Origin of the sequence: Stenotrophomonas koreensis (assembly GCF_001431525.1) — a bacterium.
Classification (GTDB): Bacteria; Pseudomonadota; Gammaproteobacteria; order Xanthomonadales; family Xanthomonadaceae; genus Stenotrophomonas; species Stenotrophomonas koreensis.
In genome coordinates this window covers 133,942-154,122 of sequence record NZ_LDJH01000011.1, presented here as the reverse complement: position 1 = coordinate 154,122, position 20,181 = coordinate 133,942, and the positions used below count along the sequence as shown (strand labels likewise).

Genomic DNA, 20,181 nt, shown 5'->3' with positions numbered 1-20,181 from the left:
CCGACAAAGTCAATGAGAAATGCTGTCCAGACGATGGCCTACAGCCGCTATGCTTTTCCTGAGGCATTGATTCAATGTGTCTTGTAGCGCCGCCGTACTCATCCGCGCAGTACTGCATGCAACATTTCAGAAGTGGAAATGGTGGTCAAACTAGGGTTGTCCAACTACATTTTCGTGGTGCCGGAAACCTTCAGCCTCACATCGATCACTGATTTCACGGAGTCGCTTCCAGTCCCGGCCAGTAGCCAAGCGGACTGCGGTTCCGGGTGAGGATGCACGGCGAAGCAAATCCAAGTCCGGCCCAAAAACATGGATTTCAATACTGCGCCATTCCAGAAGTGCTTGCCAGTATCCGTTCTCTGCCTTCATCAGGATCTGCTGTTGCAAAGATATTCCGTCGTCCTGAATTCCTTGCTGTCGTGCATCCCGTGCTTTCGATTTGTGCTCGTTCTTTTCAATTGACCACTCGATGGCTGTTGTATCCAATCGAAATGGAATGGCTGAAAGCTTGCCCCAGCACAACTCCTTTTTCGCCCACTCACCGACGTTGGATGATCCCTCTGGCAGTTCAAGAAGGGTACGTTGCGCGAGAACCGCCGCTCTTTTGAAAACCTGCAAAAAGCCTTGATCTGCTTCCTGCTGTTCCCAGACCTTTTTCAAGTCAGGTTCACGACCCGCTTTGCGAAGTGCATGGAATATAAATGACCATGCATAGGCAACAATCTGAGGACGGTAGTCTCCCTCGTACCATTGCCCCTTTGCAGCGGACACCGTAGTCTCGCCAGCCTTCCATAGTATGGCCATTGCAGCGATATTCTGATAGTAGGTATCGCCAAAGTCAGGGCTCAATTCCTCCCATCGTTGTGCTTCCGTCTGGTCACCTTTCGATGAGAATTTTGTTGCGAATTTCATGAAATTTTTCTGGGCACCAAGGCTCACCCAATATGGCTTTTCATGCAGTACGCTGTCGTACTTGGCCAGATCTGTCTTGTTGATCACTTGGGCGGACGGATACTGCAGGTCAAAGGAATCTTTCTTTGCTTTCGAAAGATAAAGTCGCTCGTTCTGGAATTGCCCGCGAGATCGCTCATAGAACCACTTGCTTTGCACGCGGATGCCAGTGCGCGCCGGAACCATGAGACGTCTTGAAATTTCCTCCATCTTGCGGTGGAAGGGATGGTTGGCAAAGAAGTCCGCAATTGCCACCTTGTTTTGTGTGTTTGCAAATTCGGCTATCTTCGGGATGAGATCATGCGCGTCGTTGCTCGCAACTACCGTAAGCTTCATGGGCACGCTCACACCCGCGAGATTGAGCCGATCCTGCTTCTTGGCGCGTAGGATGCTCGCTGTGGTCTGGCCACCGTTGACGATCTGCAGGTCAGAGATTTTCATTATCCTGGCAGTCGATCCAATCGAATCAAGTGTCACTGATGCCGCAGTAGCTGCAATGCCATTGTTGTAAGCAAAGAACAAGTGTGGTGCATCTTGGATGGTTTTCCGAATGCCCTTGTTTACCCCGCCCTTCATGCCAAGGAATGATCGAACGTTGCCTTCCAAGAGGCGGCTCCCGTAACGATCAAAAAGATCAGCCAAGAGGTTCCCCTCGATAACGCACAGGAAGGATTGAAGTCCTTCGCCTCTTGATGCCTCGATGCACGCGATGCCAGTTGATCCGAATTCGTCCAGATCTATCTGCAGCATCTCCCGCTCTCGGGAGGACTCATAGAGGGCTTTGATGCGCTGGAGATCCCAAATGTGGATTTCCGTTTGAGTACCGCAAACTTCAGATCTGGATTCGCGCTTGTAGGCACGACTGAGAGACTGGTTTGAAAAAATATGGAGACGAATACAGGAAATGGACGCGCGCTTCCTTCGCAGGGTGCTTGCTAGTTGGTAGGCTGGACTTGACTCCGTGATTTTCTCATCCAATCCGCCATCCAGAGCCTCTGCAGCAAAGTTCTCTAGCCATCCGCGCAATTGATCCACATCAGCAGTCGTCAGGATTGCTGGTTCATCGTCATCTATCCAGCGCCCGATAACCATGGAAAGTGTTCCATCGGACTCATCGATATCTGTAAATCCATGGAGCTTTATCTGCTTATTCTTGGCGCCCTGTCTTGAATCTTCGGCCAAGATGAATTCGCCGAAAACGGGGTCTTCTTCCAAACGCTCAGCGACCTCTGAGACAAAGGCGATTGTGTCGACAAGATTGGAGGTTTCTCCGCGCCGCATTACCATCTGGCGAAGTTCATTCAAGAACTCTGAATCTTCCATATCAATTCCCCTTGTTACTGCTTTCTCAGTCTCTTCAATGAAATCACGTAAACAGCCGAGTCAATGCCTTCCGGAACCGTATCAACGGTCAGTCGTGGAAAGTCATCGTCAACAGTGAAGTGCTCCACCTGCATTGGTTCGAACGCGATTCCGTCATAGTGCGACTGCTCGACGTAGCCTGCCTCAAGCAACGCGTCACGAAAAAAGGTCAAAGCGCTGGATTCCGGAGCCAAGCGCTGCTCTAGCTGGGCCACTATTCCATTTAATGTAATGGCAGCCGTTTCCTTTGTAGCCGCTGGGCGCAATGTCCATACGCTCAACGAAATAGGTAGCCGGCTGTCCAGTTGTTTGAGAGAGCTTATGCTTATCCCTTGTGCCCCAGGACCAACTGCCTTGATCTCGATCACAATGTCGGAAAATTGAAAGTCTTGATCGCCGCCGTAAGGGCCAACCCATGCTGCGGCAACCTCTGATATTCCATACCTTTGCTCATCAAGTATGGAGTTCATGGAGAGCAATTCAGCGAGAAGACCCTTGACCTGAAAATCTGCAAGCAATCTAGCGTTGCCTCTATTGAACAATTTTTGCCAAAGCGTGAGGCGTCTGTGAACGAGTTTTACAAGATCGTTCTCGTGTGGTATTTCAGCAATCTCGTCTATCAGGTCCTGACATAGTCGGCCAAAGACGGAGGAAAGCTCCTTGTTGCGCAGCCTGAGAACCATCAGCCACGTATCAAAATCTTTTCTTTGATGCCTGAAGTAGTCCAGCGCGTCTGATCTAATCGCTGCAGTTGGTGGCTTTGTTTTGACTTCGATTGCGAGGAGGTGCGAGCCACTACCATCAACGCCGCCATAGGTCTTCTTGTCTGAGTTTTCATCGACTAGAAAGATCAGGTAATCATCAGGATTTAGCAGGCTGTTGCTTGCCTTTTGGGATGCCACTTCCCAGGTTTTCTCAATCGAGGTCTTCATACGAATCATCCTCATCGTCATCAATCAGTCCAACGTTATGCAGATAGACCTTGTTCAGGCGATACCGGACGGGTGAGAGGTTGGTATCCTCATAAATTGGAAAAGATAGACTTACGCCGATCAGGAAATTTGTATTGATTTTACAGGCAGGAATGATTCGGTTGACGCTTTTGGATCCCGGCTTCGGGTCGGTTGGCTGTACAAGATGGACCGTCAGAAGCGGATTCTCGCGTACGCGTCGATATGCATCGCCTGGGACGCGCGTTTGGGAATTTCTCTCCGGATTGGACGCCCTCCAAGAGTTCTCAGCTTGATCGATCAGTTCATTTTCAATGCCTGTCTTTTCATCTGAAATTTCACCCAAGCGCATCTTGTTGACTTTCAGGAAGTCCGTGCCCGCTGATTTGTTTTTTTCAAACTGGCGTTTGCGTTTTGAGACCCGGATCGGAGATCCATCGGTATTCTCAAGGGTGATGCCATCAGCGGTATCACCCTCACCTTGAGGAAGGCATACATCCCAGTACTGCAAGGATTCGATTTCGTTCTCGGCAATGAAGGACAAGAAGGGCTTGTCTTTGGTTTTGCTGTCAGGCATGAATTCCTGATTTGCTGGCGGGATCTCCAATTCCGCTAGATATGCAGAAATTTGACTGGAGTGCACCCGTCGCCAGAGGTATCGATTACCCATTTGTTCTGGCGGCCCCAGCCTCCTGAGGAATGCCTCTGTAACCCTTGCATTACTCTTGTTCGCTTCTGGCGACTTGGGCAGACTGGTTGTCTCTACCCCTCGACCACTGAAGGAAGCCTCAACCAAGACCTCCTTGGAATGGCGCATCTTGTTCTTCGCGGTTACCAGCAATAAATCAGGATGCGACTTCACTCGAATACCGAAACGGCTGGGCGGTAAACGATTGATGTGCATATGCCTGATATCTGTCCTGAGTTCGTTGACAACCTCAGCGATATGCCCGAACCAGTCTTGTGCCTCGGGAGCCATCCAGACTCGGCAAAGATCATCGTAATCAGGCCTGTAACCGAACCATCTTCCCATTTGCAGCAGGGTGTCGTAAGCCCTCGAGTTGCGATAGAAGTAGCTTACGCACAGTCCTTCAAGCGTAAGCCCGCGCGACAGGGTAAGGCCGCCGATCGCGATGACTCGTCGACCTTTTTCTGTATTTCTGTAATGCCGATAGTTGAGTCTTTCTTCGGCTTCAGTCTTCTGATTGATGGTTACGACTTTTACCGATGCGATTGAATCGTGTAGTTTTCTGCGGATCTGGTCCCAAGTTACGCCGCTTTCAGGGTAATGTTCAATATAGAGTTCATGCAACCTACAAAGCGGTTCGTGGCGCGACCACAAGTCATCATCGACAAGGTACTGTTTGATCTCATTTGTGAGATCAAAAAGGTAGCTCTTCACAGTCTCCGCAAGTCGAGCTTGGACCTCTGTAAAGCGTGTGACATTTACCAGCATGGATCGGTGGCGTAACCCTTCCTTCCGAAGATCCCGTATGGCACATGAAAGAAAGAATACATTCAGTGCATCCTGCATCGACTTTGGAAGCTCAGCCACCTCCAGATTCTTTTTGTGCTTGTCCGGGAAGATCGCCTGCGCATCAGTGATATCGACCAGTTGGTTCGCGTGTTCGCCATCTTCAAGAAATATCGAGGATGCACCGATATATGTGCTCGGGGCTCTGAGACTGTAGATGAAGTTGTTCGGGAACAGGTCCTTCCGCTCCGTGTCGGGATTTATGAAAACGTTTGCAAATGGTGTTGCCGTATATCCTACATAGGCTGATCTGCGGAACTGGTCCATGAGTTCCCGAATCAGGCTGTTGATCCTGGCGGGATCCTCATCTTTCTTGGAATTAACGGATGCGTTGTCTGCCTCATCATCTACCAGGAACAGCGGGATATCCAGTTGCGTGGATCCATGGCGCATCTGGCCTTTGAGGAACTTGATCAGCCTCGTGAGTGGTGTCGTGTTCTTCTTCAGAACCAGGAGCAAGGGTTCCCCGAGATTCTGTAGAGGGATCCCTCGCAGGGCACGCTGGTTGGCTGTCAAGAAGTCAGAATCGATGGACGTGAGTACGTTCGGCGTGGCTTCGCGAAACCTTCCTGCCCCAATTGTCCGTCCGCGAATTCCTTCGATGAGTTCGCTGCTATCCTGGCCCACAAATCCTTCGTCCATGCGTTCTTGAGACTGTGAACGCAATTCCTCGATCATTCCTGTGAGAAGAACAACAACCTTGTAACCGGCATCAGCTGCCTTGTTGATCAAGCCACAATAGTTGGCTGTTTTTCCAGACTGGACATCACCCATTACGAGGCCTTGAGTCCTCCAGGCAGTTACGTCAGCAGGGTTTCCGCATTCCGTCAGGATGTTGTCAGTATCTTCATTGATTGTTCGAAGCACTGGTCCTGTGAAGCCTTGGGACTGCAGTTGGCGCACGTAGGAGTCCCAGTAAGTCCAAGTGATACTGGATCTGGCGTCATCCAGCCAAGGCTCGATCTCTCCGCTTGAAAGCCCTTCTCCAGGACTCATGCTTACTCCAACCATCGCCTCAAGTCGACGTCTTGTCGGCTCAAGATCCATTCCGCTGAAAATCTTGGAGAGAACATCCATCGTACTTACAAGCACGTCGTCAGTCAGATCTTGTACTCCAATGATTCCCATGGCTGTCAGAAATGGATCAGACATCAGCTAGCCTCACTTTGATTGCTTCATGCATGGTCGGGAAACGTGCCAGTGGATCAATTCCAAGAACTTTGGCTACATCAAGTCCCGTAAGTTCAAGAATGATCCTGGCCATATCAACGAGATGATCGATTTGATTATCAGCGTCCTGTGGCTTGTCTGAGCACATGTCGGCATATATCTGGTCGTAGGGCAATGAAACCGCCAGGTGTTCAAATACTGTCTCCATGTGGCGCTGCTGGTCTGCATCCATTGATTCGCAGAGCTTTGCGATCAATGGGTGGTTGATATTTACCTGGTAGCTGAAGCTGCCATGTTTTGGTTCGAATCGATCCCAGAGTGGAACGACTTCAGTATTTTTTCCTGATCGTCGGCCTGTATATACAATCGCTTTTCTGCTCTTTTCAGCAAAGTGTGGGATCAGGCGTTTGAGACGATCGCGGATTGCATCAGGTGGGTAGGCTGCAGACTTCTTGATATCCAATGCCCACAAGTCATCGAATGAATTAGGGATATCGACCCTTACCCTGGTGAGCTTGTAGAACTCATGTTTTGGAACTAGTCGAAACCACGTCCCCCAGATTACAAGACGTCGTCCGCGGTAAACGTAGAAGCCTTGTGTGCCGCGGAGGCCGTCACGTCCCCCAGCAGTCTCGATCTCTTCTTCGCTCAGTCGGCTGATTGGAGGCAGAACGAAGGGTGAAACCTCGACAGTGCCGCGATCATGGCGGATGGTTTGTCCTTCAAGCTCTTGCCGGAACTGGTTGGAGGCCAGAAAAGGGTCGCGAAGAGGCAATGACATTCCATTCACTGTTATCGATACTGCAGAGTGCAGTCCTTCTTTCTGCGTAAATCGATGGAATACAAGCGCCAAGTGCTCCAGCAAGGGGGCCATCTTGGAGGTCATTTCCTTTTGGACGTCCCTTGCTCCAGCTGTCAGCCTGTCGAGATCTTGCCATACCACAAGGGTTCCGGAATCCTGAGCACGCAATCGCGTGAACATTGGCATTTTTTCAAACTCAAGCTCATCAGGGACAACTACCAGCCAGCGTCCTGTCTCCCGTACAACGTCCAAATCCCATCGCCGGGCAGTGATGGTTCCAGCCTTGCTGCTGATAACAGTCAGTTTTCGACACTGGGAAAGAGAGGCCGTCTTGAGTCCCAGTCCAAATCGGCCGAGATCGTCTGTCCCTCGTTGATCGACAGGGTTGGAGCTGCCATGTCGCATGGCATTGGTAAGCTCATCAGGAGCCATGCCTTTGCCATCGTCGAGAATCGCAACGAAGGGGTTTTCGCTGGCGTCGTACTGGATTCGAACGGTAGATGCTCCAGCCGAAAGACTGTTGTCCACGATGTCAGCTACCGCAGCTTCCACTGAATACCCGACGGACCGCATCGACTCGACCAGCGATACAGGGTCCGGAACTACTTCAAGCGTCTCCATCTCATCCCTTGAAAGAGCAGTTTCAAGGAGTCTATTGGATTGTCACGGCCGGGTGAAATCGGCAATGGAGGAGCTTCAATTTTTCCGCTCCACCCACCACAACACACCCAGCAGCCCGACCAGTGCCAGCCACCACGGCCAGCGCGGGCCGGGCTGTTGCGGCAGTGCGTGATCGGCCGGAAGTGAGGAGGCGGCGACGACTTCGGCGGTGTCGCGCAGGCGCTGGGCGCGGTGCAGGCCGGGGGCAGTTTCGGGTGCGGTGACGAACACGGCTTGCTCGCCGATGCGGTGCCAGCCGCTGTGTTCGGGCCACCAGGCGGCGCAGCCGGGCGTGGCCGGGTCGATGCGCAGGTGCTGGCTGTGCTGGCTGTCGCTGTGGACCACTTCGGTGTCGCCATCCAGCCCGCACAGGGTGTTGCGTTCGTGCTGCCACAGGCGCGCATCGTGCTGCACATAGGCGCCTTCCTGCACCCGGGCACGGGCCAGGGTGCCGGTGGCCTGCGCCCACAGGGCGGCGTGCAGTTCGTCGCGACCGGCCAGCACCAGCAGGTGGGTATCGGGCAGGGCGAGCAGGCCGATGCGGCCACGGCCCACGGTCTGCCAGAAGCCGATGGCGTGCGTGCCCTGACGCAGCGGCCGGGCATCGTTGGAGGTCACATTCCAGCGCTCCAGCGGCGGTGCGCTTTCGGCCTGTGCGGGCGTGTGCGCACGCGGGCCGCGCAGTACGTCCAGGCGTTCGGGCGGGGTCTTGTCCGTTTCCAGCGCCAGCGCTGCGGTACGGTTGCCGCCGCTAACGCGCAGACCCAGTTCTGCCAGGGCCTGGCGATGGCTGGCCTCCAAAGCGTCGCGTGGCTGCACCAGCACGCCGAGGCCTTCGCGCAGCGCGCTGCGCAGGCGGGCGCGGCCGGCACTGCCCAAGGCCAGCAGGCTGCGTTCGTCGAGCAGCAGCAGGTCGCTGTTGGCCAGTTGCCGTGCCTCGATGCCGGCACCGACATCGCCCAGCACCACGCCGCCGCCGGTGGGCAGCTGGCGCGTGGTGGCCAGTGCCGCATCGCTGGCCCAGCGCTGGAAGAACTTGTTCTCCGCATTGGGCGCGCCGGCCAGCTGGTGCAGGCGCAGGGCATGGCCATCGACCACGCTCACGGGCAGCGGGGCGCTGTCGATCAGGCGGTTGTCGGCATCATTGATGCGCAGGGTGTAGAGCACCTGGCCGGCAGCGCGCACTGGCGCCTGCAGGGCGATGCGGCCGTCATCATTGATGGGCTGGCGATCGACCAGACGCTCGGCCGGGTCACGCAGTTCGGCCTGCCAGTCGCGCTTGGATGCACCGGCCACCCGCGCCAGCACCTGCAGCTGGCCGCCGGCGGCGACGGCATCGGGCAGTTGCACCTCCACCAGCCCGTGCAGCGGTGCGGGTGTGTGCGCGAGCGCGGCACGCTGCGGCAGGCGGTCACGCGCGGGCAGGCCATCGCCGATCAACTGCACGGCGGTGATCTGCGGCTGGGCACGCAGCAGGCTGGCCAGGTCCGGCACGTGCTGCGCACCGTCTACATCGCCGGCTTCGGGCAGCGCGTAGCGCGGGATGCTGGCATCGCTGCCCGGCGTGGCATCGGGCGAGGTCAGTACTTGCGCGGTGACGGCCGGCTGGGTCTGCAGCGGCGGGAACAGCGTCAGCCACAGGGCGCTGGCCACCAGCGCCTGCACGATGCACAGCACGGTCTTGCGGGCGGCAGACAGGCCGGGGCGGCGCAGGGTGCCGACCATGCCGACCAGTGCGGGCAGGACGATCAGGCCCAGCGGCCAGGACAGGGCGGTGCTCATGGGTGGGCCTGCATGGTGCGGCTCTCCGGGGCGCGCTCCAGCGCATCGAGGTAACGCTGGCCCATGGCATCGGTGGCCGGACGTGCCAGTGGACGGGCCACCGGCTGGGTCCAGGCCTGCCACAACGCGGCGCGCAGGCTGTCGCGGCAGGGCAGGCAGGTGGGATCAGCGATCAGCGGGTCCAGTGCCGCGGCCAGGGCCAGCGGGTCGCGCAGCGTGGCGGTATGGGCCGCCAGCCAGCGCTGCAGCGCCGGGATGTCCGGCAGGCCGCCACGGTCCAGCGCCAGCCAGGCCTGGGCGATGGCGTCCTCGCCGGCAGTGCTGCCGACAAGGCGCAGGCGGCGGCTGGCCAGCCCGTCGCGCTTGCCGCCCATGCGCCGGTTGAAATCGATTGGTGGCAGCTCCGGCCCCAGCCGCGCCAGGTAGATGCGCTCGGCCTGCTGCACCTGCTTGATGAAGCCCAGTGCCTTGTAGGCATGGGGCAGAGCCTGCTCGGGGCGGCCCTGGCGCAGCTCGCCCTCGCTGAGCCACATCGCATCCAACGCGGCTTTCAGCGTGGCGCGGGTCTGCGGGTCGAGCAGGGTGGCCGCTTCGGCGTGGTCGTGGGTGTGGCCGTACTCGGCCAGCACGTCGGCCACGGTGGTGGTGCCCATGGGGCGCGGTTCGGACGGCTGGCCGTGGTCGTGGCCGGCATGGCCAGCGGCAGCGTGATCGTGACCATCGGCGTCGTGATGATCCTGGCTTTCGTGCTCGCTGCCAGCATGATCGCCGGCTGGTGGCTTCAGGCCCGGCGGCGGTTCCGGCTCGCCCTCGCTTTCCTCGCCCAGGAACTGGCCGTAGCGCAGGCGCAGGATGCGCTGGTCCACGCCGATGGCATCGGCGCGCACCACAAAACGTTCCGCATCCAGGCTGCGGCGCTGGGCGATCAAACCTTCCGCATCGAGGATGATCTGGCGCTGGCTGCGGAAGTAGGCCGGCAGCACCTTCTTGATCGCACCTTCCAGGTCACTGGCCTGCTGCTCGGCCTCGCTGGGCAGGCGCAGGATCAGGCTGGGGCTGTGGCTGGTCTGCGCGTTGGGCGCGCGGTTGTCGCGCACTTCCAGCCGGGCGATCACATCATCGCCGGGGCCGGCACCGAGCGCGGTGATATCCACGCGGTGGCTGTAACGGCGCAGGCGCGCATTGCCGCTGCCGGTCAGCACGATGCGGGTTTGCTGGAAGGTGATGTTTTCGCCGCTGCCTTCGGTGCGGGTCAGCAGCAGGCTGGCGGCCGGCTGCACGGCGTAGTCGTCGCTGGCCTCGAACACCAGCTCCCAGTGGCGCTGGCCGATGCGCCCCGGGGTGAGCGGCTGTTCGGGCGTGACCACGCGCACCTGCGGCGGCAGGTCGGGCGTGGCATCCAGGCGATGCAGCGGGGCATCGGCCAGGGCCGGTGTGGTGACCACGCGGTACAGCGCAGAGGTGATGAGCGTGTGGCGGGCCTGCCAGCTGTCACCTTCGCCACGTTCCAGCGCGATCTGGTGGCCATCGTGGAAGTGCAGGGCGGCGCTTTGCACGTTGGCCAGGCGCAGTTGCCAGTGCAGGACGGTGTTGTGCGGGGCACGCACGTCCAGCGCTGCCTGCGTGCTGGCGGCCTGGCCGGTGTAGGCCGGTGGCGTGACGCGCAGGGCGATGGCCTGCAGCTGCGGCATGGCATCGGTGGCAATGGCTGGCACGGGCGTGGTTGCGCGGGCGGGCACAGGCGGCGCAGCGGGAGGGCCTGCCCACCAACTGGCGGCGATCAGCAGCAGGACCACTGCCACGGCAGCGATCAGAGCACGGCGCGGGAAGGGCGTGGACAGCGCTTCGCGGCGCTGGGCGATGGCCGCTTCCAGCTGCTGCCTGAGCCGGGCCTGCAGCGGGTTGAGGGGGGCGTCATCGGCCAGCAGCAGGTCGGCACTGTCCAGCAGGGCCGCATCGCGGTTGAGCTGGCGCACCAGCCAGCGCGCATCCATCGCACGCAGGCTGCGCCACAGCCAGAAACCCACGGCCAGCAGCGCGGCGGCGAACAAGGCGACCGACCCGTGGCCGAACGGGCGGATGGCGACGGTGGCGGCACAGGCCAGCGGCAACAGCAGCCAGCCGGCCTGGCGGATGCGTGCCAGGCGGGCGCGTTGCCACAGGCGCTGCACGCTGGCGTTCATGCGGCCTCCCGGCGCGGCCAGCTGGCCACAGTGCGTTCGAGCAGGAACAGCGCGGCGATCAGCACGACCAACAGCGGTGCCAGCGGCTGCGGTGTGGGCGCGTACAGCCAGGCCGCACCGGCGAGCGGCGCATGGTCGGCGGCATCGGTGCGGGCGGCGGTCACGCGCGGCTGCAGCGCGGCGAGCAGGCGTGCGGGGAAGTCGGCATCGAGCACGCGCGGGGCAGCCGCAGCGCTGAGCGGGGCGGTGAGCAGGAAGCGGCCATCGGCAGCGCGGGCCAGCAGCGGGGCACCGTCGCCGTTGTCGAGCAGGGTGGGGGTGCTGTCATCGATGGCGGCGGCCACCAGCACGCGGCCACCCTGATGGCGGTGTTCCTGCGCGGCTTCGGGCAGCGGCGCCTCGGCCAGCCATACCAGCAGGGTATCGGCGTCGAGTGCGGGCAGCGGCGCAGTGAGCGGTGCGATGTCGGCATCAGACTCCGGTTGCCAGGCCGCGGCCACGGCCTGCCACACGCGCAGGCTGGCGCGCATGGCGTCGCTGTCGTCATGGCGCAGCACGATGCGCGGTGCGGCCGGTGCGGCGGCTTTGCCAGCATCGCCGGCTGGCGCGGTATCAGGCGCGGCCTGCACCTGCCAGTCCACCGCGCGGGAAAGCCGTGGGCGTTGGCCGTCAGTCCCATCCATCATCGGACCGACCATCACCTGCAGGGCGGTGCCCGGTGGCAGCTGGGCATCAAGCTGGCGCAGCAGCGAGCTGGTGGGTTGGTCGGCCGGCGGTACCGGCACATCGGCGGCGATGGCGGGGAAGCCGTCAGCCAGCCAGACATCGCGCAAGCCTTCGACAGGCGCAGGCGCAGGCAGCACGGGCGACACCGCACGCACGCGCTCGTTCGCGCTGCCGGCCTGACGCACCGGCTCGGCCAGCAGCAGCGCCAGCGCGGTGATGAGCAGCAGGCGCAGCAGCAACAGCAGCCACTGGCGCAGGCGCCACTGCCGCTGCGGGCGGGCCACATCACCCAGCCAGCGCAGCGCGGCAAAGGCGAGGGTTTCGGTGGGCGGGCGGCGGATCAGGTGGATCAGCAGCGGCAAGGCCAGGGCAAGCAGGCCGAACAGGCCGGCGGGCAGCAGGAAGCTCATCGCGCCCCTCCGCTGGCAGCGCACAGCCGCCCCAGCACGGCCGTGGTGGCTTCATCCGTATGACCGACCGCCACATGCACCCCGGCGGCGCGCAGGCGGCCGTGCAGGGCGTCCTGGGCCGCAGCAAAGCGCTGCAGGTAGCCGGCACGCAGTGCCGGGCCGTGGCCGGGCAGTTCGCTGCCGGTTTCCGGGTCGACGAAGCGATGGCCGGCGGCAAACGGGAAGTCGCGTTCCTCACCGGTGAGCAGCTGGGCCAGCCAGGTATCGCGGCCGCTGGCAGACAGCCGTTCCAGTGCGGTGGTCAGTGCGTCTTCAAAGCCATCGCTGAGGGCAATCGTCAGGTCATCGCGGCCGATACGGGCCAGCAGCGGGGCCAGCACCTCACCTTCCGGCCACTGGCCCTGCGGCGTGGTGCGGGCCAGCTGCAGGGCCAGGGCATCGCGCTGGCGCAGCGCACTGGTGGCCGGCAGCAACTGCAGGCCGTTCGCGCTGACAACCGCAAGGCCGAGGTGGTCGCCTTGGGCAATGGCCAGTTCGGTCAGGCAGGCAGCTAGCTGGCAGGCCGCATCCCAGCGCCGCCACGTTGGTGTGGCGCGGTCGGCCTGGGCCATCGAGGCGCTGGCATCGAGCAGCAGCCAGATCGTCAGTGGCGCTTCGCGCTCGCTCTGGCGCACGAACAGTTTTTCCGAGCGGGCGTAGAGCTTCCAGTCCACCCGGCGCGGCTCATCGCCGGGCTGGTAGCCGCGGTATTGCGAGAACTCCAGTCCTTCGCCCTGCTGGCGGCTGGCATGCAGGCCCAGGCCGCGCACGCCCCGGCCGCGGCGCGGGCGCAGGGACAGGCCGCGCAGGCCGGCACGCACGCCGGCCGGCAGCGGGAACAGCGGGGAGGGCGTGCTCATCGCTCAGTTCGGATGCGGGACATCGGCCAGCAGCGCGGCGACCACGGCATCGGCGCTGACCTGCTCTGCTTCGGCATTGAAGCTCAGCAGCAGGCGGTGGCGCAGCACCGGTGCGGCCAGCGCGGTGATGTCCTGGCGGGTGACGGCCAGCCGGCCCTGCAGCAGGGCACGCGCCTTGGCCGCGAGCACCAGTGACTGGCCGGCACGCGGGCCGGCGCCCCATTGCACCCAGTGGTTGATGCGGGCCGGTGCGCCCTCGCCCGGACGGGTGGCGCGCACCAGGGCGGCGATCCATTCCAGCAGGTCCTGGCCGATGTGGACCTGGCGCGTGGCCGCCTGCAGCGCGATCAGCTCGGCCGCATTCATCACCTGCGGCACCTCGGCGCTGCGGCTGCCGGTGGTGGCAGCCAGGATCTGTACTTCCTCGGCAGCAGTGGGGTAATCCACCCGCACATGCAGCAGGAAGCGGTCCAGCTGGGCTTCGGGCAGCGGATAGGTGCCGGCCTGTTCGATCGGGTTCTGCGTGGCCAGCACGAAGAACGGCTGCGGCAGGCTGTGGGTGGTGCCGGCGTAGCTGATGGTGCGCTCGCCCATCGCTTCCAGCAGCGCGGCCTGGGTCTTGGGCGGGGTGCGGTTGAGTTCATCGGCCAGCAGCAGGTGGGTGAACACCGGCCCCTGCTGGAAACGGAACTGCCGACGGCCACTGGCCGGGTCTTCCTCCAGCACCTCGGTACCGATGATGTCGCCGGGCATCAGGTCCGGGGTGAACTGCACGCGGCGGAAATCCAGCGCCAGCGCCTGGCCGAGCGAGCGCACCAGCAGGGTCTTGCCCAGACCGGGCGCCCCTTCCAGCAGGCAGTGGCCACCGGCCAGCAGGCCGATCAGCAGCTGTTCGACCACATCGGCCTGGCCGACGATGGCCTGGCCCAGGGCCGCGCGCAGCTGGGCCAGTTTCGGCAGCAGCGCATCAAGTTGCGAAGCAGAAGCAGTCATTGCGGTCACCGGCGGGGGGCAGTGGGTGGTGTTCAGTGGGTGAGGGCGTACATCACGATGTTCACGCCGAACTTTGTGATGTCCTCGGCCAGGAAGCGTTTGTTGCGCCAGTCAAAGTCCCATTCACAGCCATAGTCCTTGTTGCTGTAGAGCAGGCCCAGACGGTTGTTGAATTCGATGCCCTTGAGGTAGTCGTGCACCAGGTCATCGCCCCAGCCATTGAGCTCGAAGCCGGTGGCCGGTGGGCCCTCGGGGAAGGCGAAGAAGCTGTGGTAGAGCGCGTGGTTGTTGGGCAGTTTCTGCAGTGCATTGGCGCCGAAGATCTGCGCCATCTGGTGCTCGAACGAGGTGGCGAACAGGCCGTCGATGTCGTGGTTGCAGTCATCGACGAAGACAAAACCGCCGCTGCGCACATAACGTTCGAAATTGGCGCGTTCGGCCGGATTGAAATCCACCAGCTTGTGGCCGGCCAGATAACAGAACGGGGCACGCAGCATGGCCGGATCGCTCAGGGCGATGACGTGCTCGTTCGGGTCCACCCGCAGCGTGGTGTAGTCGATCAGCGAAGTGATGATGTTGGACGGCATGCGCGCATCCACATCCCAGTCGCCGCTGTCGTACTTCAGGCGGGTGAAGTGGAAGTCGTAACGCGCGCTGGCCACTGCACGCGGCAGGGCCAGCGCGGCCGAAGCCGCCGCGAGTGCGGCCAGGAAGGCGCGACGGTTCATGGGGGAGAAGCCAGAAACGAGTGGAGAGGAGTGAGAAACGAGTAAAGCGCTGCCGCTGAAACCGAACGAATAAAGACGCTCGCGCTTGCCTTGTTGAAAGCGCGCGCTCCTGTTTCTACTCGTTCCTCGTTTCTCTGCACTTTTTCCTCGCTGCTCCCCACTCGTTCCTCTTTTCTCTTCACTCTTTCCTCGCCCTTACACCGCGTCGGAGAGCGAGGTGAAGGTGAAATCGCGCAGTTTCATCGGTGGGATCACCATCACATAGCGCGACTCGTCGCCGGCCACGCGCACTGGCTTGCCCAGCTCGTCGATGTTGTTGAGCATGATGATCGGCGATTCGTTGAAGCGGAAATTCTTCACCGGGTACTTGATCTGGCCGTTCTCGATGTAGAAGGTGCCGTCGCGGGTCAGGCCGGTGAGCAGCACGGTCTGCGGGTCGACCATGCGGATGTACCAGGTGCGGGTGACCAGGATGCCGCGCTGGGTGGAGCGCACCAGTTCGGCGGTGGACTTGCTGCCGCCGGCCATGATCAGGTTGCCCGGGCGGGCCAGCGCCTGCTTGCCCTGCTGCTGTGCCCAGTAGCGCGAATACAGCAGGTTGGCGATGCGGCCATCCTTGATGATGTCCAGCTTCTGCCGCGGCATGCCTTCGCCATCCCACGGCAGCACCGGCGCCTCCGGGTGCCACGGGTCGGCAACCAGGTTGACCTGCGGGTCATACACCAGCTCGCCGAGCTTGTTGCCGCCGCCCTTTTTGGACAGGAAGCTGCGGCCTTCATCGGCGCTGCGCGCGTCGAAGAAGTTCATCATGAAGCTCACCAGGCCGGCAGCGGCGGCCGGCTCCAGGATCACCGTGTACTTGCCCGGCTCCAGCGCCTTGGCCTCGGCCGAATCCAGCGCCTTTTGCTTGGCGATCTCGATCTCGTCGCTGGCATTGAAGCGGTCGGCGTGCTGCAGGTTGCGGCCGACCCAGCCCGAGCCACGGCCATCTTCGGTGCGCACGGTGCAGGTGTAGTTGAAGTTGGTGTGGCGCTGGTAGGCGAAGTTGCCATTGGAGTTGGCGGTGGCGGTGAAGCCGCGGCCGTCATCCAGGAAGCCGGCGGCGATCAGCCCGTTGCCACGGCAGGGCAGGATCGAATCGGCCGCGACCTGGGCGCGGAACTCCGGGTCGATCGCCGCGGTGCTCTCGCTCCAGGTATCGGACGGGGTGTAGACCTGCTTGCCGATGGCCGGCAGGAACTCCGGGTTTTCCGGCGCCAGCCGGGCCAGGTCCTCGGCACGGCGGACCACCCGTTCCAGCGCGGCGTCATCGAACTCGTTGATCGAGGCGCTGCCCACGCGTTTGCCAAAGGCCACCTGGACCATCAGCGAAGTGCTCTGGACCACGCCGCTGGTGGAGACGTTGTTCAGCGCAAAGCGGATGTTGCCGTCGATGCTGCCTTCCAGCGTGGCGGTGCATTCATCGGCGGTGGACAGTGCGATGACCTTGTCCAGGATCGCCTTGGCCTGTTGTTCGGTGTAGATGCTCATGGATCGATGCTCCAGGCCGATCAGCCGAGGCTGCGGGCAGTGTTGATGACGTTGATGCCGTTGAAACGGGCGGTGGACGAACCGTGCGAGACCGCCGAGACCTGGCCCGGCTGGCCCTTGCCGTCGAAGAACGAGCCACCCAGGCGGTAATCGCGCTCATCGGCGACCGCGCTGCAGGCGTTCCAGAACTCCGGGGTGCGGATCTGGTAGGCCACGTCCTCGAGCATGCCGGTGACCTGGCCATTCTTGATTTCGTAGAACAGCTGGCCGCCGAACTGGGCGTTGTAGCGCTGCTGGTCGATCGAGAACGAGCCATCGCCAATGATGTAGATGCCGTTTTCCACGTCCTTGACCAGCTCGGCCACGCTGAGCGGGGTCTTGCCCGGGGCCATCGACACGTTGGCCATGCGCTGGAACTGCACCGACGACCAGGAGTCGGCATAGCAGCAGCCGTCCGATTCGCTCTTGCCCAGGATGTGTGCCTGGTCGCGGATGGTCTGGTAATCGACCAGCTTGCCGTCGGTGATCAGGTCCCAGCGCTTGGTGGCCACGCCTTCGTCGTCGTAGGCCACCGCACCGAGCGAGCCGGGCTGGGTCTTGTCGGCGAACATGGTGACCAGCTCGCTGCCGTACTGGAAACCCTGCTCGCGCTTGTCCAGGGTGGCAAAGCTGGTGCCGGCATAGTTGGCCTCGTAGCCGAGCACGCGGTCCAGCTCCAGCGGATGGCCAACCGCCTCGTGGATGGTCAGCCAGGTATGCGAGGGGTCCAGCACCAGGTCGTACTTGCCCGGCTTGACCGAGGGCGCACGCAGCTTGGCGCGGGCATGGCGGGCGGCGGCAATGGCGTCTTCGACCATGTCGTAGGAGTGGCCGTAGACGGTGTCGCCGGTGGGCAGCACGGTCTTGCCCGAGGCCGCGCCGTCCAGGTATTCCCAGCCCAGGCCCATCGGCGAGGACAGTCCGGCGCGGGTGCGGAATTTGCCGGTGTCCTTGTCGATCGCGGTGATGGTCATCGGCGCCCAGATCCGGTGCACGTCCTGGTCGATGTAGGAGCCGTCGGTGGAAGCGAAGTACTTCTGCTCGTTGATGGCAAAGATCTGCGAGTTGACGAAGCTGGCGCCGGCCGCCATTGCGGCGGCATTGACGCTGAGCAGCAGCTCGACCTTGTCCTTGACCGGAACCGCCATCGCGTTGGTCTTGATCGGCGTGGCCCAGCGCACCTCGCCCACGCCCGGGGCCGCGGCCAGCTGCACCGGCGCGGTCTGGATGCGGGCGTTGGCGCGGGCAATCGCCGCGGCCTGGCGCGCGGCAGCGGCCACGCCATCGGCCGTGAGCTGGTTGGTGGCGGCAAAGCCCCAGGCGCCGTTGACGATGACCCGGATGCCGGCGCCGGTGGATTCACCGTTGACCACGTTCTGCACCTTGTCCTCGCGGGTGACCACGAACTGGCGCAGGTAGCGGCCGATGCGCACGTCGCAGTAGCTGGCACCGGCCTGGCGTGCGGCCTGCAGGGCGACATCGGCCAGGCGTTTCTTCAGCGCCGGGTCGAGCGTTTCAATCAGTTGCTCGGCGGCCACGGCCTGGCCGAACCAGGCCGGCAGCACCAGGCCGCCAGCGGTCAGCCCGGACAGGGCGAGGAAGTCACGTCGTTGCAAGGCGGCTCTCCAACTCGGAAGTTACGGCGGGTGGGGCGAACAGCAACGTGGCGCCCACGTTGACCGTCGATTCTTGCGATGCGGCGCAGACAGCGTCAAATGACTTTTGACACGGTTTGCCTGCGTCAACCCAGGTTGCGTGCGGTGTTGATAACGGCCATGCCGTCAAAACGGGACGTGGCCGAACCGTGCGAGACCGCCGAGACCTGGCTGGGCTGACCCTTGCCGTCGAAGAACGAGCCGCCGAGGCGGAAGTCGCGCGCATCGCAGATCGCCGAGCAGGCGTTCCAGAACTCCGGCGTGCGGATCTGGTAGGCCGCATCCTCGACCAGGCCGGTCACTTCGCCGTTTTTGATCTGGTAGACCAGCTGCGCACCGAACTGGGCGTTGTAGCGCTGCTGGTCGATCGAATACGAGCCGCGGCCATGGAAGTACAGGCCGTTTTCGACCTTGGCGATCAGGTCGGCCGGGGTGAGTGCTTCCCTGCCCGGTGACAGCGAGACATTGGCCATGCGCTGGAACTGCACGCTCTTCCACGAGTCGGCATAGCTGCAGCCGTGCGAGGCGTCCTCACCGAGGAGGTGCACTTCATCGCGGGTGGCCATGTAGTTGACCAGCTTGCCGTCGCGCACCAGGTCCCAGCGCTTGGTCTGCACCCCTTCATCGTCATAACCCACCGCACCGAGCGAGCCGGCGGTGATGCGGTCGGCAAAGAAGTTGACGATGTCGCTGCCCCACTGGAAGCCCTGCTCGCGCTTGTCCAGGGTGGCAAAGCTGGTGCCGGCGTAGTTGGCCTCGTAACCGAGCACGCGGTCCAGCTCCAGCGGGTGGCCGACGTTTTCGTGGATGGTCAAAAACAGGTTGGAGGGATCGATCACCAGGTCGTACTTGCCCGGTTTGACCGAGGGCGCACTGAGCTTCTCACGTGCCTGGCGGGCGGCGGCGATGGCATCCTCGCGTGGGTCATAGCTGGCGCCGTAGGCGATCACCCCACCCGGCAGCACGGTCTTGTCGGCCGCGCGGCCTTCCAGGTATTCCCAGCCCTTGCCCATTGGCGCGGACAGCCCGGCGCGGGAACGGAACTTGCCGCTGGCCTTGTCCACTGCAGTCACGGTGAAGGGCAGCCAGATGCGGTGGATGTCCTGGTCGATGTAGGAGCCATCGCTGGAGGCGAAGTACTTCTGCTCGTTGATCACAAACAGCTGCGAGCTGACGAAGCTTGCCCCGGCCTTGAGTGCATCGGCATTGATGTCCATCAGCAGGGCCAGCTTCTCTTCCAGCGGCACCGCCATGGCATTGCGCTGCAGCGGGGTGGCCCAGTGCACCTCGCCCAGCGACGGGGTCGGGGCCAGGATCACCGGCTGCTGGCGCAGGCGGGCATTGGCGCGGGCAATTGCCGCGGCCTGGCGCACGGTGGCCACCACCGCTTCGCTGCGCTGGTCGTCGGTGGCGGCAAAGCCCCAGGCGCCACCGACAATGACCCGGATGCCGATCCCGGCCGATTCGCCATGGACGATGTCCTGCACCTTGTCCTCGCGGGTCATCAGCGCCTGGTTGAGGTAGCGGCCGATGCGCACGTCGCAGTAGCTGGCACCGGCCTCGCGTGCGGCCTGCAGCGCGGTGTCGGCCAGGCGCCGGCGGGCGGCGGTATCGGCCGGTTCGAGCAGGCGCCGGGCGGCGACAGCATGGTGCGGGGCGAGGGACAGGGCAGTGAGGCCCAGGCCGGCGGCGGTGAGGAACTGGCGACGCTGCATCCCACGACTCCCACGATGTGCAAGCCTGCGACTTTCCGCAGTGTGGCCACCGGCTGGCAAGTGACCATGGTCATGTTGGCAGGCACACTGGC

General features: G+C 62.2%; 13 protein-coding genes. All 13 read right to left on the bottom strand.

The genetic code is table 11. The annotated features are described in order from the left end of the window. Positions 1-150 precede the first annotated feature (150 nt). The 13 genes from ABB25_RS06935 to ABB25_RS06870 all read right to left on the bottom strand — a co-directional run bounded on the left by ABB25_RS06935 (position 151) and on the right by ABB25_RS06870 (position 20,089). Complete coding sequence (locus ABB25_RS06935; protein ID WP_057665304.1) at positions 151-2,274, bottom strand: AIPR family protein; 2,124 nt, start codon at positions 2,272-2,274, stop codon at positions 151-153. A gap of 14 nt (positions 2,275-2,288) precedes the next feature. Beyond that, complete coding sequence (locus ABB25_RS14285) at positions 2,289-3,245, bottom strand: PD-(D/E)XK motif protein (protein WP_160319420.1); 957 nt, start codon at positions 3,243-3,245, stop codon at positions 2,289-2,291. Continuing rightward, positions 3,229-5,949 (bottom strand): Z1 domain-containing protein, encoded by a 2,721-nt coding sequence (locus ABB25_RS06920; RefSeq protein ID WP_083488161.1) that lies wholly within the window; start codon positions 5,947-5,949, stop codon positions 3,229-3,231. The genes ABB25_RS14285 and ABB25_RS06920 overlap by 17 nt, the downstream gene beginning before the upstream one ends. Next, entirely contained in the window at positions 5,942-7,390 is a 1,449-nt protein-coding gene (locus ABB25_RS14280) for an ATP-binding protein (protein ID WP_083488160.1), read from the bottom strand. The genes ABB25_RS06920 and ABB25_RS14280 overlap by 8 nt, the downstream gene beginning before the upstream one ends. 75 nt (positions 7,391-7,465) lie before the next feature. After that, the gene (locus ABB25_RS06910; RefSeq protein ID WP_057665294.1) at positions 7,466-9,211 is read right to left on the bottom strand and encodes a hypothetical protein; all 1,746 of its coding nucleotides are present in this window, start codon (positions 9,209-9,211) and stop codon (positions 7,466-7,468) included. Beyond that, positions 9,208-11,394, bottom strand: a complete 2,187-nt coding sequence (locus ABB25_RS06905) for a hypothetical protein (protein WP_057665292.1) — start codon at positions 11,392-11,394, stop codon at positions 9,208-9,210. Before ABB25_RS06905 ends, ABB25_RS06910 begins: the two co-directional genes overlap by 4 nt. Next, positions 11,391-12,530, bottom strand: coding sequence for a BatA domain-containing protein (locus tag ABB25_RS06900; protein WP_057665289.1), 1,140 nt, complete (start codon positions 12,528-12,530; stop codon positions 11,391-11,393). Before ABB25_RS06900 ends, ABB25_RS06905 begins: the two co-directional genes overlap by 4 nt. Continuing rightward, a complete protein-coding gene (locus tag ABB25_RS06895; protein WP_057665287.1) occupies positions 12,527-13,429 on the bottom strand; it encodes a DUF58 domain-containing protein in 903 nt (300 codons plus the stop codon). Before ABB25_RS06895 ends, ABB25_RS06900 begins: the two co-directional genes overlap by 4 nt. A 3-nt stretch (positions 13,430-13,432) precedes the next feature. Next, complete coding sequence (locus tag ABB25_RS06890; protein ID WP_057665284.1) at positions 13,433-14,422, bottom strand: AAA family ATPase; 990 nt, start codon at positions 14,420-14,422, stop codon at positions 13,433-13,435. 32 nt (positions 14,423-14,454) lie between these two features. Further along, on the bottom strand, positions 14,455-15,150 hold the full coding sequence (locus tag ABB25_RS06885; RefSeq protein WP_057665282.1) for a DUF4159 domain-containing protein: 696 nt from the start codon (positions 15,148-15,150) through the stop codon (positions 14,455-14,457). 195 nt (positions 15,151-15,345) lie between these two features. After that, the gene (locus tag ABB25_RS06880; RefSeq protein ID WP_057665279.1) at positions 15,346-16,680 is read right to left on the bottom strand and encodes a TldD/PmbA family protein; all 1,335 of its coding nucleotides are present in this window, start codon (positions 16,678-16,680) and stop codon (positions 15,346-15,348) included. 20 nt (positions 16,681-16,700) lie between these two features. Continuing rightward, entirely contained in the window at positions 16,701-18,335 is a 1,635-nt protein-coding gene (locus tag ABB25_RS06875) for a TldD/PmbA family protein (RefSeq protein WP_057665277.1), read from the bottom strand. A gap of 125 nt (positions 18,336-18,460) precedes the next feature. Further along, the gene (locus tag ABB25_RS06870; RefSeq protein WP_057665275.1) at positions 18,461-20,089 is read right to left on the bottom strand and encodes a TldD/PmbA family protein; all 1,629 of its coding nucleotides are present in this window, start codon (positions 20,087-20,089) and stop codon (positions 18,461-18,463) included. Positions 20,090-20,181: the final 92 nt, after the last annotated feature.

Bases quoted from the DNA above. Each gene is read 5' to 3' on its own strand.
- ABB25_RS06935 (WP_057665304.1), bottom strand. From the start codon at position 2,274: ATGGAAGATTCAGAGTTCTTGAATGAACTTCGCCAGATGGTAATGCGG.
- ABB25_RS14285 (WP_160319420.1), bottom strand. From the start codon at position 3,245: ATGAAGACCTCGATTGAGAAAACCTGGGAAGTGGCATCCCAAAAGGCA.
- ABB25_RS06920 (WP_083488161.1), bottom strand. From the start codon at position 5,949: ATGTCTGATCCATTTCTGACAGCCATGGGAATCATTGGAGTACAAGAT.
- ABB25_RS14280 (WP_083488160.1), bottom strand. From the start codon at position 7,390: ATGGAGACGCTTGAAGTAGTTCCGGACCCTGTATCGCTGGTCGAGTCG.
- ABB25_RS06910 (WP_057665294.1), bottom strand. From the start codon at position 9,211: ATGAGCACCGCCCTGTCCTGGCCGCTGGGCCTGATCGTCCTGCCCGCA.
- ABB25_RS06905 (WP_057665292.1), bottom strand. From the start codon at position 11,394: ATGAACGCCAGCGTGCAGCGCCTGTGGCAACGCGCCCGCCTGGCACGC.
- ABB25_RS06900 (WP_057665289.1), bottom strand. From the start codon at position 12,530: ATGAGCTTCCTGCTGCCCGCCGGCCTGTTCGGCCTGCTTGCCCTGGCC.
- ABB25_RS06895 (WP_057665287.1), bottom strand. From the start codon at position 13,429: ATGAGCACGCCCTCCCCGCTGTTCCCGCTGCCGGCCGGCGTGCGTGCC.
- ABB25_RS06890 (WP_057665284.1), bottom strand. From the start codon at position 14,422: ATGACTGCTTCTGCTTCGCAACTTGATGCGCTGCTGCCGAAACTGGCC.
- ABB25_RS06885 (WP_057665282.1), bottom strand. From the start codon at position 15,150: ATGAACCGTCGCGCCTTCCTGGCCGCACTCGCGGCGGCTTCGGCCGCG.
- ABB25_RS06880 (WP_057665279.1), bottom strand. From the start codon at position 16,680: ATGAGCATCTACACCGAACAACAGGCCAAGGCGATCCTGGACAAGGTC.
- ABB25_RS06870 (WP_057665275.1), bottom strand. From the start codon at position 20,089: ATGCAGCGTCGCCAGTTCCTCACCGCCGCCGGCCTGGGCCTCACTGCC.